The sequence below is a fragment of the Acinetobacter sp. WU_MDCI_Abxb74 genome, from assembly GCF_025513915.1.
GTDB classification, from domain to species: Bacteria; Pseudomonadota; Gammaproteobacteria; order Pseudomonadales; family Moraxellaceae; genus Acinetobacter; species Acinetobacter calcoaceticus_C.
The window spans coordinates 1,019,892-1,036,588 of record NZ_JAHPRP010000001.1 but is presented as its reverse complement, the minus strand read 5'-3'; the positions used below and the strand labels follow the sequence as shown (position 1 = coordinate 1,036,588).

Here is a 16,697-nt window from a genome sequence, read left to right as displayed (position 1 = left end):
ATTCTCATAAAAAAATTATTGTTTAATAGGTTTCATATTTTTATTTCAAAATGATTTATTTTTCATATTATTGAAATTTAATAAAAAAATAATTGATCAAAAATTGACTGTAAAAAAATGGTTTGTTAATCTGCTATTCGAAAAATCTAAAAACAAATAAAAGAGGCTACTGTGAATTTAAAATTAAAAACATCACTCATTATCGGAGCAATTGTTGCATCTTCACTTGTATATGCCGCAACTGTACTTTCACCCAATCAGAATAATAATAGTGGATCAATTCCATCTGGTTATTCAGATTTAGAATTTTCTTTAGCAAATGGAAATTGGGTCAAAAATCTCTCTTTACCAGCAAGTGCTAATAATTTAGACAAAATTACGATTCGTTCTAGTGCGGCTTATAGCAGTTATTTAGATACTTCTAATACGAATATTCCGTTAGAAGTGTTGAAGATAAATAGCGGGGATGTTTACCAATTCATCTTTAATACTGCTCAAAATAAATGGATTGCTCAGTTAGCGACAGTGAGCCCTACCAATGGTACTAACTATGAAGTTGTACCATTAACAACTGCATCCATACAAAAAGTACTTATTCAAAATGACAAATGGGCACAAACCATTGCATTACCAAGTGATGTGCGCGATGGTACAACCGTACAAATTGTTTCCACAGCCAGTGCTGACTCCAATATAGATAAAGCAAATTTACTATTTCCAAGCAGTTTTTTATTAAAAAATGGGTCTGAATATTGGTTTAAATATTATTCTGCTTTAGGGAAATGGGTCCCAGAATATATAAAACCGCAGAAGTTAAATGTTCAGCAAATTGGAACATCTTTAGCAGCTGTAAATAGTCCACTTACAGAAGTTTCATTTGGCGATGCGAACTGGGTATCCAATTTTACTCTTCCTGCGACTGCAAATGATCGCGATAGAATTGTTATTAAATCTACGGCGACTTGGTCTGCAAAAATTAATAATACCAATATTAATAGCCAAGCAACTTTAACGCTAAAAACAGGCGATCAATATGAGTTTATGTATGTCAGTGATAAAGGGTATTGGCAGCTGATCTCTTCACCAACGAAGGTGATTGATTCATCGGCAACAATTCCTGCAATTTTACCGAATATGACTCAACCCGCTTTAAAGGTAAAACTTTCTACCACAAATTGGCAGCCAACCTTACAATTACCAGTTAAAGCTCAAGTCGGGGATAAGGTGGTTATTGCGTCAAATGCATCGGCTGATACCTATATTAATGCTGCCAATGGTTTGTCTTCGACCATTAAAAAGGGTGAAAATCGCCGTTTTATTTACATGGCTCAAGGCTGGTCAGTAGATAGTTATACGATTGATATGTTGTTGGTTTCTAGTCCAGAAGTAAATTCAATTTTAGGTGAAAGTGCTGCAAAACTTAGAATGATTGAAGGTGTCAATTTAACGAATTTAACTGCTGAAAATTCGAATGCACGTTTTTACTTAAGAGATGTGGGCTATTTAACTTATAAAATCCCTGCTGCAACTTTAAAAGAAGCTATTTCTTTTGGACGCGATGACACGACCGTACAAAATGAACGCAAACGCGTATTGGCTGATGGCGTTTATTATCAAGGCAATGAACCAGGCGATGGCGGTTGTGGCTGGGCATGGATTAATGCATCTTCATATAACATGATTGGTGCAAATGATATTGCTGGTTGTTCTTTTGCTGCGATGCGTCATGAGGTGGGACATAATCTTGGCCTATACCATAATGGTTCAACCAATATTGGTTCAGGCTTTGCTCATCCTTTAGGGAGTACTGCGATGGGAGGCAACAATATTAATTTTTACTCTAACCCGTATCTATATAACCCTAAATATGGTGTTCGTTTGGGTGAGGAAGGAAAAATTGATGCGGTCAGTGTCATTAACCTAAATGCACAGAAAATTTCTTTATATAACTAATCTCTATTTTTAGCCGTAAATAATGAAAAAAAATAAATTGTTAATAGGAACTGCTATCGCTTGTTTAGCGCTAGCAGTTCTCATCTGGCTCGCATTTTCACAGCAAAGTTCTTCTGCTTTAACGTCATCTGCAGATAACCAGAAAGGTGAAGTTAGCTTAAAGCGAGTTGAAAGTCAGAATGGTTTTACTCGTCAAAATACAATGAATTTGAGTCCGTCAGAGAAAGAAAGATTATCTAAGCAACAAATTGTTTTTAATGAAATAGAAAAGGATCAGCTGCCTTCTAATGTTAATTTTCCATTGATTAAAAATGGACAAGGTATGGTGATTAAGTATGATCCAAACGTGATTGAACTCAAAAAAGTAGGTGATACGGTTAAGTTTCAAATGTTGGAATATGGCATTAACCGCACAGGGAAAATTGTAGAGATCGAGCCTGTTGACCAAGATATTGTTCGGTGGACTGGGAAATTTGATCAGGGAGATCCAAATCAGAATTTCTTTACCATCACCCAAAGTCAAAAAGACCACTATACGATCATGCAAATTTTTACCGAAAAAGGAAATTATTCGGCTGAAATTAAAGATGGGGTTGGGCTGGTACAAACGATGGATGACGGAGTCACTGATCAGGAGTTACATCATGATCACCCTTAGTCAAATAAATGGTTTGGATGGGAAAAGAGTATAGTTCGCAGTTTATCTGTACGGATATGAGCTTTATGCGTTCACTCTCTTTTAAAAACAAAGTATGCTTATGCCTGTAACAAGGAGCATACATGTATCAAGTACTTGCTAGAAAATACCGTCCACGTAATTTCAATGAGTTAGTGGGGCAAAACCATGTTTCTCGTGCATTAAGCAGTGCATTGGAACGCGGTCGTCTACACCATGCTTATTTATTTACAGGAACGCGTGGTGTGGGGAAGACCACAATTGCACGTATTTTAGCCAAGTGTTTAAACTGTGAAACAGGTGTGACCTCTACACCATGTGAAGTCTGTGCAACTTGTAAGGCGGTAAATGAAGGCCGTTTTATTGACCTGATTGAAATTGATGCTGCTTCAAGAACAAAAGTAGAAGATACGCGTGAACTTTTAGATAACGTTCCTTATGCGCCAACGCAAGGGCGATTTAAAGTTTACCTGATTGACGAAGTACATATGTTATCTACGCATTCCTTTAATGCGCTATTAAAAACATTAGAAGAACCACCGGAACACGTTAAATTTTTATTTGCAACCACTGACCCACAAAAGCTACCAATTACGGTCATTTCACGTTGTTTGCAATTTACATTACGCCCTTTAGCTGTTGATGAAATTACAAAGCATCTTGGCGCAATTCTTGAAAAAGAACAGATTGTTACTGATCAAGATGCAATTTGGCAAATTGCCGAATCTGCTCAAGGTTCATTACGTGATGCATTATCTTTAACCGATCAGGCAATTGCCTATGGTCAGGGTGCTGTACAGCATCAAGATGTTAAAGAAATGCTTGGTCTAATTGACCGCACCATTATTTATGATTTGATTTTAGCGATTCATCAGAACCAACGTGAAAAAGTTAGTCAGCTTTTATTGCAATTTAGACATCAAGCGCTCGATGTTTCACTTGTGCTTGATCAGTTGATTTCAACATTGCATGAATTGGCAATTTTGCAATATCTGCCTGATTTGAGTTTGAAATATAGCGATGAAATCAATCGCAAAATCATGCAACTGTCCAAGCTGATTTCTGCTCAGGATTTACAACTGTATTATCAAATTGCATGTAAAGGGCGGTCTGACCTCCAACTTGCCGTGACGCAAGAACAAGGTTTTGAAATGTGCATTTTACGCTTATTGGCATTCCGTCCTTTAGCGCCAAATGAAATTATGGTTTCAGAGCCTGTTCAACAAAATCAGCAAGTTGTGTTGAATCCCCAAGTTCAACAAACAGCCCAAGATATTGCTCCTGTAAGTGCTGTTCAGCCAGTTGAAGTTATTAGTCAACCCGCTATAGTTGAACCTGAACCTGAACCTGAACCTGAACCTGAACCTGAACCTGAACCTGAACCTGAACCTGAACCTGAACCTGAACCTAATCAGGATTTAATGGTATTTGATCCAAGTCATCATGAGTTAATCGGATTTGAGTCAGCATCTGTTCAAGAAACAAGTAATGTTTTGGAGGAAGATTTTATTCCTGTACCAGAACAAAAGTCAGTACAAGTTCAGGCTGAAACCATCGCTAAAAATATTGAACCTGAACCAGCTTTTACTGCTGAGCCTATAGGTTTATTTGAAGCGCCTAGCACTGATTTTTCAATTACCCAAGATACGCCCGTTACTGATGATTTAGCCTTAGAATCTGTTGTCGAGCAACCGTTACTGGTGGAAACCTCAGATGCGATTGAGAAGGTTGCAGTTGTAAAAGAAATTAGTGCAACTGATAACGGGCAGCTTATGCCTCAAGACATTTTGAAGCTAACCACGCAAACCTTAGAAGGCGAGTGGACACTAGAAAAATGGGAATATTGGTTTAGAACTAGTCAACTTTCTCCAGCTGTTCAAGAGCTTGCTCAGCATGGCGTGATGACAGGTCAAATTGGTGGCAATACAGTTTTCCATATTCCTCAAGAATATGAAAATATGTTGACTCAATTACAACAAGGCCTTATTGATGCATTAAATGAGCAATGGCCTGATACCCAATTTACAGTTGAATATGGTGCTGTAAATACGGCTACACCATATATCATTCAAAGTGCGCGTAAAGAAAAAGCCTTTCAAAGAGCAGCTGAGTTATTACAACAGCAGCCAGTTATTAAAAGCCTCATAGAGACCTTTGATGGTGAATTACAAAATATTCAATTAAAGCCTTAACTTTTTAGTCCTGTGATGAGCTTGGAAATTATACAATTCTATGCTTTTTCACGGGATTGAAACATTCAGGTCACGTCACTGTCATTGTACTTTTCTATGTTAGCCATTTTAGATTCTAAATGGATTGAACATAGACATGAAAAAGCAGGGTGCAGGGGCTATTCCCTTTAAATATTCATATTTTTTATTGATCAGTGCACTTTTGCTGAGTGGTTGTAACGACTCAGCAAATGATAATTCAAATGCACCAGACACAGGTAAAAAGCCTGTAATGCGCTGTGCTCCATAAACTTAAATAATAAAAAGAACCTGATCATGATTACACGTCGTAAATTTTTAAATTACTCTTTAAATATGGGTTTTGGTGCTGCGGCATTGGCTGCTTTCCCATCTAGTATTCAAAAAGCTTTGGCAATTCCTGCAAACAATAAAACAGGCACAATTCAAGACGTCGAACACGTTATTATTTTAATGCAGGAAAACCGATCTTTTGACCATTATTTTGGTACGTTAAAAGGCATTCGAGGTTTTGCTGATCGTTTTACGATTCCTTTGCCAAGTGGCCGCCATGTCTGGGAGCAGCTTAGAAGTAATGGACAAGTTTTAACGCCATTTCATTTAGATGGCACAGCCAATAATGCACAGCGAGCAGATGGCACGCCTCATACGTGGAATGACAGTCAGTTGGCTTGGGACAATGGGCGTATGGCGAATTGGCCAGCCCATAAAACCGATATATCAATGGGCTATTTTAAAGAAAAAGAAATTCCATATCAGTTTGCGCTTGCAAATGCCTTTACGATTTGTGATGCCTATCATTGCTCTATGCACACTGGAACAGATGCGAACCGTTCTTATCATTTAACTGGTACAAATGGGGCAACACCTACCAAGCGTTCATTTGTAAATAATGAATGGGACTGGATTGATGGTAACCCAGCTACGACAGATCGTGGTTATACGTGGAAGACTTATGCAGAACGTTTGGAAGAAGCCGGTGTAAACTGGATTTGTTATCAAAATATGCCAGATGAATGGGGCGATAATATGCTTGGTGCATTCCGCTCATTTAGAAAGGCAAATATCGCATCTGGTTATCCGGTTGCAAGTGGTGGTGAACCAAACAAACCGTATGCCGATACAGGTCAAAAGTTACCATATAAAGCTTATGATGCTGCGACTGATAATGCCAAAAATCCATTATATAAGGGCATCGCAAATACTTTACCGGGCAATAAACCAGAAGAATATCTCGACGCTTTTAAACGAGACATTCATGAAGGGAAATTGCCACAAGTCTCTTGGATTAATGCGCCGTCAATTTACTGTGAACATCCAGACCCTTCAAGCCCAGTTCAAGGGGCGTGGTTTATTCAAGAAATTATTGATGCATTAACTGCTGTACCAGAAGTTTGGAGTAAAACAGCACTGATTATCAATTTTGATGAAAATGATGGCTATTTTGACCACGTACCATCCCCATCTGCACCATCACGACTTAAAAGCGGTCAATACGCAGGCAAGTCGACATTAAGCAGTGCCGATATGCAGGATGAATATTTTGATCATGCTGCACCAGAGGGAAGCCATTCTCAGCCTACACCTGATGGACAAGTTTATGGTCCGGGTCCTCGTGTACCGTTATATGTGATTTCTCCATGGAGCCGCGGTGGTTGGGTCAACTCGCAAGTTTTTGACCATACGTCCGTGCTGATGTTTTTAGAAAAACGATTTGGTGTAAAAGAGCCGAATATTAGTCCATACCGCCGTGCAGTGTGTGGTGATTTAACCAGCGCATTTAATTTTAAAACACCAAATGCAGATGTTCTACCACAGCTGAATGGAAAACAAACACGTTTACAAGCAGATGAGTTAAGAGAGCATCAAGAAGCCTTGCCTGCTGTTCCAGTACCAACAGATAGCAAATTACCGATTCAGCAAAGTGGTATACGTCTGTCACGCGCATTGCCTTATGAGCTGCATACGAGTGCACGTTGTAAAGCGGATGGTAAGGTGCAATTGATTTTCTCTAATACGGGGCAGCAAGCGGCGGTTTTTCATGTATATGACAAGCTCAATCTCGACCGTATTCCAAAGCGTTATATTGTCGAGCCGAATAAAACCTTAGATGATGAATGGGATGCTTTAAAAGATAACTTAGGTCGTTATGATTTATGGGTGTTAGGCCCAAATGGTTATCATCGTCACTTTAAAGGAGATACTCAACGTATTGTCGATAGTGGAATTAAACCTGAAATTCGAGTGTGTTATGACATCGCCAATGGTGATGTTTATGTAGAGCTGATGAATGATGGGACTAAGGATGCAATATTGACGGTAAAACCATGCGCATATCGACAGGATGCTCCATTACAACTGACCGTAAAAGCGGGTCAAATCGTTAAACAACACTGGGCTTTGGCTGAGGTTGGACATTGGTATGATTTTGAAATCACGAGTCAGAGTGATCCATATTATTACCGACGTTTTGCTGGCCGAGTTGAAACGGGTGAAGACTCTTTTAGTGATCCCGCAATGATGTAAGTTTAGGTGGGCAAAAAGAGCAGCTTATTTTCTTTTTGCCTCATTTTTTATAATAAAAATTTCTCTAAAACGTCACGAGTAGACTCAGAAATTGGAATCGTTTTTCGGGTTTCACGGTCAACAAACACATGTAAAAAATGTCCTTGGGCTGAAGCTTGTTGTTGACCTTGTTTAAAGATTGCCAATTCATAACGCAGTGAAGTGTTACCGATTTTACCAATCGCAACGCCTACTTGAATAATTTCTGGGAATGACAATTCTTGAAGAAAACTACAAGCTGAATCGACCACTAAGCCAATTGATTGTGATTGATGAATATCAAAACCTGTTTCTTGAATGAGTAAAGCATTTGCTGCTGTATCAAAATAGCTATAGTAAGTCACATTATTCACATGACCGTAGATATCGTTATCTGCCCATCGAGTTTGAATATCTAAAAAGAACTTAAATTGATCACGGGTTTTTAAAACGGGTTTAGTCATCAATGAATCGCCTGATAAATTGCCAAAGCAGCAGCTTCTGTCATGTCACGTGGGTTATTTTGCAGTAAGCGGGTTTGTAGCATGGCATCTTGCGCAAGCCTAGGTAAACTGGACTCTTCAATACCCAAATCTCTAAGTTTTAAAGTCAAACCACTGCGGTCTAAGTGGTTTTGCATATGATCAATAAACAAGTCACATAAACCGTCAGTGCTACCATTACTATATGGGTCTAGCCATTGCATAAGCTCTGCATAATATTGTTTGGCATTTGGCGTATTAAATTTTAAGACTTCAACCAATACTAAGGCATTGGTATGCCCATGCGATAAATGAAAATGCCCACCGAGTGGATAAGCCAAAGCATGCACAGCGGCAACTGGAGAATTAGCAAATGCCTGACCTGCAAGCATAGAACCGAAAAGCATGTTTTGTCGCGCTTCGAGGTCATTTCCATTCTTAAGCACTTTAGGCAAATTATGGTTCAGTAATTTCAAAGCATGTTTGGCTAAAATATCAGTATAAATATTCTTTTTATGTTTAGAGGTATATGCCTCAATGGCATGCACCATCGCATCAATACCCGTTGCAGCAGTAATATGAGCGGGTAAATTTTGAGTAAAGGTCGCGTCAAGAATTGCTGTATCGGCATAAAGCACTGGAGAGACAATTCCCATTTTAGTGGTTTCACCCGTTGTGACAATCGAAATTGGAGTGACTTCCGAGCCTGTACCCGCTGTAGTTGGAATTAAAATGAGCGGAAGACGAGTAGTTTTTATTTGATTTACGCCATACATGTCTTGCAAACTTTGAGTTTGGTCGGGGTGTGCCAACAAAGCAATTACTTTTGCAACATCTAAAGAACTACCACCACCAAAACCAATAATGGCATCTACATTTTGTTGTTTTGCATAATTGGCTGCATCTAATACCACTTGTTCCGGTGGGTCAGCCTGAACATCGGCATAAACGACATAATCAAGATTAAGCGTATCTAAAATTTGAAGAATGGGTAGGTGTAGCTGATTTTTGATCATTCCTGCATCGGTCACCAGTAATAATTTGCCGTAACCTTTTTGTGCTAAAACATTCTGTAATTCTTGTATAGAGCCTAAGCCTGAGATGATATTTGGAACGGTTTGCAATTGAAAATGGCTCATATACATTATTCCCTTATTTTTGAACATTATTGTTGAACGGTTCTATAAGACTCAATCTTTAAATAACTTAGCATAAGACACTCTAAAATAAAGTAGTTCTGAAGTGATTATATTTTATGTTGTACGAGCTAATCACTATTTTTACGGGGTTGGATTGGGATGGTAGGGGGCGATCACGCAAGATGTTTAAAAGCTCATCGGAAGGTGGGCTTTTTGTTATTTATACTGTTCGGTAGATTTTCCTGAAGGCTACTAATTCATATAATGCCCTAACAATTTATAATTTTATTTGGTTCAAAAAGTGAAAATTTCTAAAACTTTACTTAATCTTATTGGATGTACTTGTTTAATGCTGAGCTCCGCAGCAATGGCGAAAACTAGCTCTAGCGTCTATTCACCTAAAAAGGGTGTCATTTGTGACAAATATATCTGTGCTGACAAGAAGGGTGTATCTAAAAAACTTACAGCCAAATATTTAGGAACTAACAAAGCGAACAAAGCATTCTCTCAAGGCGATTTTGATACCTCAGCATTTACACTCTCAAACGGCGTATTCTGTGATACAAAAACAAAACTATGTCATGTCGACCGATACTTTGAAAATGGGCATCGTAGTAAAGTTGATAGAAAAATGACGGATAAACTTTTTAAATAAATAATTCTTGTCTTAGTTTTAAAAAAAAGCCCTTAATGATTGGACTTTTTTCTAGATGAATATTTTAAATTGAATTTTAATAAAACGATTATTAAATATTAAAAATGAATCTAAAAAGTTAGGTGATGAAAAAAATCTAATAAATTGTCTGATTACTTTTAGTGTTACTGGGTGTGTTTCCAATTAGCCTAAAGGTTACTTCATTAGAAGTAAAACCTAAAGATATTTATTTCATCCAGATGAGCCTAAAAGCTCAAAGGATAACCATTCATTTTATTATAGTGAAAATTAAATATTGATATTCCATAATAGAAGCTTTTTTAAAATTACCGCTTATCATTTTTTAATCAATGTTTATAAATGCTTAGCTATACTATTTGCTCAAATAAAAAAGGAAGATTACATGAATAAAATTATTTTGGGTTTATTAATCTGCAGTGGATTTTCAGTAAATATTTATGCTACCTGTACTTATAATTTTGATGCAACTCAAGCATCAAGTTGATGCGGTAAATGTAGCAGGAGGGAGACCGATTAAATTAATGTCTCCGATCAGTATTTCTGAGCAAAAAGGTACGGCAACAATTGGTTATATAGGAAGTACACCAGCTGACTAGATTGTAGCTTTAGGTAAAATGATAAGCCTACCTTCTATACAGACTACTTTAGTTGATAAGTCAGTAATAGGAACAAATATTGTTGCTGCAGAATTTATATTTGATGTTTTCAATATTAAAAACATTACATTAGGAGATAGCCATGAAGTTCAATAGTTAGCTTTTAATGTATCGGGAGCTTCTAATTTAAAGAATGAAATTAGTTTAGATCTTGATTATGGATTAATTAATAAAGATGCAAATTATGTTGATGGAAGCTATGTGACTCTCACGGGAGCAAGTACTAAAAGAGATACTTCTGGCTCAGTAGTTGCAAAGGAGCTTGATCGAAAGGTAATTCTTGTTACGGTACCAACAGATGGCAAAGTTAGGGTTGGACTTTATTTTAATCAGGTTAGTAAACAAATAGGTTATATCATCAATGGTACTAATTATGGATACCTTAACTTACTTGCTGAAAACTCTTTAAAAAGTATTGGATTTAAAGGGACAGGAATACAATCATCAAATGTCAACTCTAAATTTCTTGGTAAAATTATTGATAAAGCAAATATACAGTTTACCTATCCAACAGGTACCACTGATATTTGTGGCAGTACCATTTAAGAATTTTATTAAATTAGAAACCACTCATTTTAGTGGTTTTTTATGGGAGAAATTTATGGGGGGAAAGAAAAAAACGACTAGTTTTAGTTTTGATGTAGCTAAACAGGCAGAAGACAAAGTTAAGAAAATTACCATGAAAACTATATAATTATAGAAGTTAGTGATGCCAATAGTCACTTTTTAGGAGACGGGCTTCATATAAATTTAGCAGGTCTCGACAAGTTATGAAGAATTTCTATTTTATTCAAATCATTCAACGAATAATTTATTGATATAAAAGGCCCTGCAATTTGCAGGGTCTTTTTTAGAATCTGTTCTTTAAACTTAGAGCTGGTTTTTCTATTAGTTTCCAGCTTAATATAGCTAAAATTATTGTGACTATGAATGTAAGAAATATATAGATTGGTTCATGCAACAACCCAATGGTCACAAGAGTATTTACAACAAGCATATGATAAATATATATCCCATAAGAAATGTCATTGTGTTTTAACAACTTATCACTGAGATTTTTATGAGAAAATGCAAATGATAGAGTGACCAAAGAAAGCAAAGCTGTTGTAATTATTTGGAAAATGTTACTCATCTCATAAGCATGTGTCTCTTTACCTAAATACACTCCGAATATTAAAAAATAAACTACATAGATCGTGAACCAAACAATAAACTTATTCTCAATAAATTTAGATAATTTTGTCCAAAAAATATAGAAAGATGAACCGATCAAAAAATTAAAAAGATAAGGAATGATAGATACAAAACTTAATTTTTTAATAATATTTTCATCGAGCCCAGCAAAATAGAAGTTTGCAATAAGGGATAATATAAAAAGAAGAAGTAAAACAAATGCTCCTTTTAGTTTTTTCATAAGAAAAAATATAATGGGAACAAGAATGTAAAATTGAACTTCAACTGTAATTGTCCATAAAGCTCCATTGGGTGTACCTACACCCCAGAATTTTAAAATTTCTGGTGTATAAAACTGTAAAATTGTTAATTGACCAATTAACCATATATAAAAACTTGTATGTGTAAGTAGAGAAAATGAAGAGAAAAAAATGAGAAGTAAAACTGTAATAAATAAGCATACGTATAGAGCAGGATAAAGCCTTAATATTCGATTAATACTGTATTTTTTAATATCATGATTACGATCAAATGCCCAAAAGATAAGAAATCCACTGACAGTAAAGAATATTGGAACACCAGGAAAATATTGGAAAAATTTATCAAAAAATTCACGTAATAAACCATTTATTTTCAGGTGATTTAGACTATGCATATATACGACTTGACAGGCTGCTAGAAGTCGAATGAGGTCGAAATTATTAGTCCGGGGAATTGATAAGAGCATATCCGTATTGACTGTTGTTATTAAAATCGAAAGCAATTCTACAGGGCAGCTAAATCTTAGTCGTTGAGTTTTTTTATGTTTATGTTTTTGTTTGTATCAAAATATGTTTTCTTAAATTCATAATTAAGTCAGTTTAAGTATTTGTAATTTAAATATTAAGAAAAGAATATTATGCAAGATGTTCCTCTAAAATTTAGCTACTATTAAAGAAGCTTTAAAGTGCTTGGTACTGCTTGCTAACTATCACCAAGGCGATGTAAAAGGCGTTATCTTGTAAGACCATTGCTACATTGAAATCTGTGAACAAAAAAACTAATCAAGAACAATTTTTCTATAGTTGAATTGTTAACCAGATTACATTGTGAAGGCGTTAGTTCTTTTATTAAAAAATATGCTCATATGATTAATAACAATGTTAATTTGAGTGTTTGCCTTTAAGTCCTTTGAAGGGGCATTAACCTAATAAAAAAATAATATAAAAAAGTTATTCCTTTATGTAAAAGCCTTCTGATGAGGGCTTTATTATTTTCCTGAAAATTAGAAGATCAGCTACTTTGTCGACTGATTTATCAACTTTTAATCTATTGATAAACATTATTTTCCTTTTCAAGCCATGTGAGTTTTGACAAAATGCATCACGTCACAATGGTCAATTCAATTCTGACAATAATTTATAGTTTTGTTAGGATTTTGCATGCACCATATTTATTTCTATGTAATTCAAATATTTGGAAGTAATTTCTAATGGAAACACAATATAAGGTGTTATGTGTCTGTTTAGGAAATATTTGCCGTTCTCCCACGGCTGAAGTGGTTTTTAGACATTATTGTGATGCACATCAACTCAATATACTTGTCGATTCTGCTGGAACGAGTAATTATCATCCAAATAAAGCACCAGATCAGCGTAGTCAGCTGCACGCTAAAAAAAGAGGTTATGACTTATCTTCATTGCGTGCAAGACAGCTTTCAACTCAAGACTTTTTAGAGTTTGATTTAATTTTGGCAATGGATCATCAAAACTTTGATGATATTCATGACATGCTACAAAGTGCGGTTTCTCAGTTTGGTACACATCAAATTCGTGCAAAAGTAGCGTTAATGAGCGAGCATGATCCCCAATATCCACAACAAGCCTTGCCTGACCCTTATTATGGTGGCGCTGAGGGCTTTGAACGTGTACTCAATCAATGCGAGTCCAGTAGTTTGGCGTGGATAAATATTTTAAAAAAACAATTGAATGTTTAAGAATAGGTTTTTCAATACGATGCAAATTCAAAATCAGGTACAGCTTAAGCCATTCAATACTTTAAGTTTAGATGTAATAGTTTCTCACTATACCAAAGTTCAATCTATTGAAGATATTGAAGAAGCTTTATATTTTGCTGAGCAGCATCAGCTAAATGTACTTGTATTATCGGGCGGTAGTAACATGTTGTTGCCACAGCAGCTCAATGCGTTGGTTATTCATCTTGATATTCAAGGAATTGAAGTTTTATCGAACGATGATGATTTTGTTAGAGTTAATGTTGGTGCTGGCCAAGTCTGGCATGATTTCGTTTTATACAGCACTCAGCAAAATTGGTTTGGCTTACAAAATCTCGCACTTATTCCCGGATTAGTCGGTGCTTCGCCTGTACAAAATATTGGTGCTTATGGGGTAGAGGTGGGTGAGTTTATTGAGTCAGTACAAGTGTATGACCGTAAATTAAAAGAAACTCAGACAATTTTAGCGGCAGACTGCCATTTCGCCTATCGTCATAGCATTTTTAAAGATGATCCGAACCGTTACATTATCACGCATGTCACTTTTAAATTACTTAAACAGCCACATTTAAAACTTAACTATGGTGATTTGAAGCAAGCAGTTGGAGACAATCAGACTGCCGAGAACTTACAAAATCAAGTCATTCATATTCGTCAAAGTAAGTTACCTGATCCAAAAGAATATCCAAATGTGGGCAGTTTCTTTAAAAATCCGATTGTAAATCCGCAAGAGTTTGAGCGCTTAGTCACACAATTCTCAACAATTCCACATTATCCTCAAGCCAGTGGAAACGTTAAAATTGCAGCAGGCTGGTTAATTGATCAGGTGGGTTGGAAAGGTAAACAACTCGATATGGTGGGGATGTTTCATAAACAAGCGTTGGTTTTGGTCAATTATGCCAATGCATCTCTCACGGATGTAAAGAAAACTTATCAGGCTGTACAACATGATGTTGATCAGCGTTTCCATATTATGTTAGAACCAGAACCTGTGCTTTATAACAGTTTAGGTTTAATTGAAAATCATACGGAATAGTTTTATGCCACAAGTACACTTAATGGTACGTTTAGTACAAGTAGTCACAGCGCTATTTTTACTATTAGGCTGTTTCGTGGTTTTTTTATATTCGCCGTTTTATTCAAAATTAATTGTAGCTGGACTTAATTATTTTGTACCGGTTGATGTTAATCAAGTCGCCGCTGAAAGCCAGAGACAGGCTGCATTAAGTGAGCATGACAATTTAGAACCAGGTTCAAATCTATGGATTGCTCGTCAAGCATATTTAAAGCTGACTGAAAAAGCATTACGTGAAAAAAAGACAACTGATCTGACCTATATTCAAGAGAACTATAAAGCCTTGCAGCAAATTATTCTCTTAGAAGAAAAGGAACAAGATTTAGAGAAGGAAACAGCAACTGTAACTGTTCCTTTGGTCGTAAAAAAATCAGAAATTGATGCGGCAGATGAAGCAAGTAGCCCAGTTGACGAGTCATTTTTGATTAATAGCTCTGAAAATAAGGCACTTACAGAACAATATACAGAGTTCTTGGCAAGAAAGCCTGAAGTACCAGAGCATCAACAAGCTGTTAGTGAGCCTGAACAGAAAATTGAGTATGTCCGTAAAAACCCGATACCTATCCAGCCTAAAAAATTATCAGAACCTTATGCAATTGTTGTATTGGGTGGCGGATTAACCTTAGATAAAAATGGAAAAGATATTGTAGTTAATGGTTATACACGCTTGAGACTGGAAAAAACCTTAGAAGTTGAAAAACAAAATCAGCTTCCTATTGTACTGAGTGGTGTTGAAGCCCCTTATATGCAAACTTGGTTAAAAGAGCGTGGTGTTGATGCAAAATTACTAGAAAATCGAAGTATGAATACCTGTGAAAATACACGATTTAGTTCTTTATTGCTTCAGAAAAAAGGTGGAGCACCTACGGTCATGTTGGTGACAGATGAATACCATATGCCACGTACACGTCGACTATTTGCTTTAAATGGTATAGAAACGATTCCTGTTGTAGCTCCGATGCCAACACCACTTACACGCTGGCAACCAAGTGTACAAAATTACGATCATAGCCGCCGTGCGAATTATGAATTACTTGCGACAATTCGCGACATGTTGTTTGGTTCAAGCGATTGTCGAGAGGTACCTTAATGTCAGATATCCCGTTTCTCAATCCTGCTGTATTAAAACAATTAGATTTACCGGTCCCGAACCGTGATCTCACACCACAGGTTTTAAGTCCACTTAATTTAAATACACTAGAAGAACCATCTCGAGATTTACTGGCCTATCGCAAGTTGTATGGCCTACATTTACTTGAATGTGACCATTGGCAAGGCTATGTTCAAATGCCACTATTTCGCTTACATGTGCAAGTTTTCAAACCTAAAGTAGAAAAAATACAAGGTACTGTTTGCTTATTGCATGGCTATCTTGAGCATAGTGGTATTTATCAGCCCATCATCCGTGAAATTCTTGAACAAGGCTTTAGTGTTATTACCTATGATTTACCGGGGCATGGTTTGAGCAATGGTTCACCCGCAAGTATTCAAAATTTTGATCATTATCAACAAGTACTGATGGCGGTTTACCAATATGTCAAAAATGCAGATCAGTTGCCTAAACCTTGGGTGGGAATTGGTCAAAGTACGGGTGGGGCAATTTGGATGCATCATTTATTAGAATATGCTGAAAAACGCCAAGATCCGATTGTAGATAGAGTCTTATTACTTTCTCCTTTGATTCGTCCTGCAAAAACAGCATGGTGGCATAACCCAGTCGGGTTAGGCATTATTCGTCGTATTAAAAGACAGGTTCCGAGACACTTTAGACGCAATAATCATAATCCTGAATTTTTGCGTTTTATTCGTTTAAAAGATCCTTTACAGCCTCGAATGATGGGTATGGACTGGATTTTGGCAATGTCAAAATGGATGCAAGAAATGGAAGAGCGACCTGCTTGCCGTATTCCTGTCTGGCTTGCTCAAGGCGCTCTCGATCAGACTGTTGATTGGCGTTACAACATTGAATTTATTCGCCGTAAATTTAGGCTTCAAACACTATTAATGCTTGAAGAAGGTTCTCATCAATTAATTAATGAACGTGCCGATATACGTGCGGCTTTAACAGGGTTGATTCCGGCCTTTTTACATGCGAAGCCAAAGCATTTTTATTATTAAAA

15 protein-coding genes are annotated in these 16,697 nt (G+C 36.5%); 12 read left to right on the top strand and 3 right to left on the bottom strand.

What is annotated here, in order from left to right:
• Positions 1-171 precede the first annotated feature (171 nt).
• The 5 genes from cpaA to KTH84_RS04960 all read left to right on the top strand — a co-directional run bounded on the left by cpaA (position 172) and on the right by KTH84_RS04960 (position 7,365).
• On the top strand, positions 172-1,953 hold the full coding sequence (gene cpaA, locus KTH84_RS04980; protein ID WP_262472272.1) for a metalloendopeptidase CpaA: 1,782 nt from the start codon (positions 172-174) through the stop codon (positions 1,951-1,953).
• Between the two features lie 22 nt (positions 1,954-1,975).
• The gene (gene cpaB, locus KTH84_RS04975; RefSeq protein ID WP_133972944.1) at positions 1,976-2,611 is read left to right on the top strand and encodes a metalloprotease secretion chaperone CpaB; all 636 of its coding nucleotides are present in this window, start codon (positions 1,976-1,978) and stop codon (positions 2,609-2,611) included.
• Positions 2,612-2,733: 122 nt separating this feature from the next.
• Complete coding sequence (locus KTH84_RS04970) at positions 2,734-4,821, top strand: DNA polymerase III subunit gamma/tau (RefSeq protein WP_262472270.1); 2,088 nt, start codon at positions 2,734-2,736, stop codon at positions 4,819-4,821.
• Between the two features lie 136 nt (positions 4,822-4,957).
• Positions 4,958-5,110: a hypothetical protein gene (locus KTH84_RS04965; protein ID WP_262472268.1), complete on the top strand. Its 153-nt coding sequence runs from the start codon at positions 4,958-4,960 to the stop codon at positions 5,108-5,110.
• Between the two features lie 26 nt (positions 5,111-5,136).
• Entirely contained in the window at positions 5,137-7,365 is a 2,229-nt protein-coding gene (locus tag KTH84_RS04960) for a phosphocholine-specific phospholipase C (protein WP_262472266.1), read from the top strand.
• A gap of 47 nt (positions 7,366-7,412) precedes the next feature.
• On the opposite strand, the gene KTH84_RS04955 is transcribed toward KTH84_RS04960, so the two are convergent.
• Both KTH84_RS04955 and KTH84_RS04950 read right to left on the bottom strand, forming a co-directional pair.
• Positions 7,413-7,847, bottom strand: a complete 435-nt coding sequence (locus tag KTH84_RS04955; protein ID WP_133972950.1) for an acyl-CoA thioesterase — start codon at positions 7,845-7,847, stop codon at positions 7,413-7,415.
• Positions 7,847-9,004, bottom strand: a complete 1,158-nt coding sequence (locus tag KTH84_RS04950; RefSeq protein ID WP_262472264.1) for an iron-containing alcohol dehydrogenase — start codon at positions 9,002-9,004, stop codon at positions 7,847-7,849. Before KTH84_RS04950 ends, KTH84_RS04955 begins: the two co-directional genes overlap by 1 nt.
• A 349-nt stretch (positions 9,005-9,353) precedes the next feature.
• On the opposite strand from KTH84_RS04950, the gene KTH84_RS04945 reads away from it, so the two are divergent.
• The 3 genes from KTH84_RS04945 to KTH84_RS04935 all read left to right on the top strand — a co-directional run bounded on the left by KTH84_RS04945 (position 9,354) and on the right by KTH84_RS04935 (position 10,882).
• Positions 9,354-9,659 (top strand): YcgJ family protein, encoded by a 306-nt coding sequence (locus KTH84_RS04945; RefSeq protein WP_133972954.1) that lies wholly within the window; start codon positions 9,354-9,356, stop codon positions 9,657-9,659.
• Between the two features lie 458 nt (positions 9,660-10,117).
• Positions 10,118-10,276 (top strand): hypothetical protein, encoded by a 159-nt coding sequence (locus KTH84_RS04940; protein ID WP_227549236.1) that lies wholly within the window; start codon positions 10,118-10,120, stop codon positions 10,274-10,276.
• 261 nt (positions 10,277-10,537) lie between these two features.
• Positions 10,538-10,882 (top strand): DUF4882 family protein, encoded by a 345-nt coding sequence (locus KTH84_RS04935; RefSeq protein WP_227549237.1) that lies wholly within the window; start codon positions 10,538-10,540, stop codon positions 10,880-10,882.
• A gap of 304 nt (positions 10,883-11,186) precedes the next feature.
• Here KTH84_RS04935 and KTH84_RS04930 read toward each other — a convergent pair whose 3' ends face one another.
• Positions 11,187-12,236 carry an acyltransferase family protein gene (locus tag KTH84_RS04930; RefSeq protein WP_133972956.1) on the bottom strand — a complete coding sequence of 350 codons (1,050 nt, stop codon included), beginning with the start codon at positions 12,234-12,236 and terminating at the stop codon, positions 11,187-11,189.
• Positions 12,237-12,980: 744 nt separating this feature from the next.
• Between KTH84_RS04930 and KTH84_RS04925 the strand changes: the two genes are divergently transcribed.
• The 4 genes from KTH84_RS04925 to KTH84_RS04910 are packed head-to-tail and all read left to right on the top strand — an operon-like array spanning position 12,981 to position 16,695.
• Positions 12,981-13,484, top strand: coding sequence for a low molecular weight protein-tyrosine-phosphatase (locus KTH84_RS04925; RefSeq protein WP_262472255.1), 504 nt, complete (start codon positions 12,981-12,983; stop codon positions 13,482-13,484).
• A 19-nt stretch (positions 13,485-13,503) separates the two neighbouring features.
• Positions 13,504-14,538: a UDP-N-acetylmuramate dehydrogenase gene (gene murB, locus KTH84_RS04920; protein WP_262472254.1), complete on the top strand. Its 1,035-nt coding sequence runs from the start codon at positions 13,504-13,506 to the stop codon at positions 14,536-14,538.
• A gap of 4 nt (positions 14,539-14,542) precedes the next feature.
• Positions 14,543-15,667: a YdcF family protein gene (locus KTH84_RS04915; protein ID WP_202741793.1), complete on the top strand. Its 1,125-nt coding sequence runs from the start codon at positions 14,543-14,545 to the stop codon at positions 15,665-15,667.
• Positions 15,667-16,695: an alpha/beta hydrolase gene (locus KTH84_RS04910; protein ID WP_202741794.1), complete on the top strand. Its 1,029-nt coding sequence runs from the start codon at positions 15,667-15,669 to the stop codon at positions 16,693-16,695. The genes KTH84_RS04915 and KTH84_RS04910 overlap by 1 nt, the downstream gene beginning before the upstream one ends.
• The last annotated feature ends 2 nt before the right edge of the window (positions 16,696-16,697 follow it).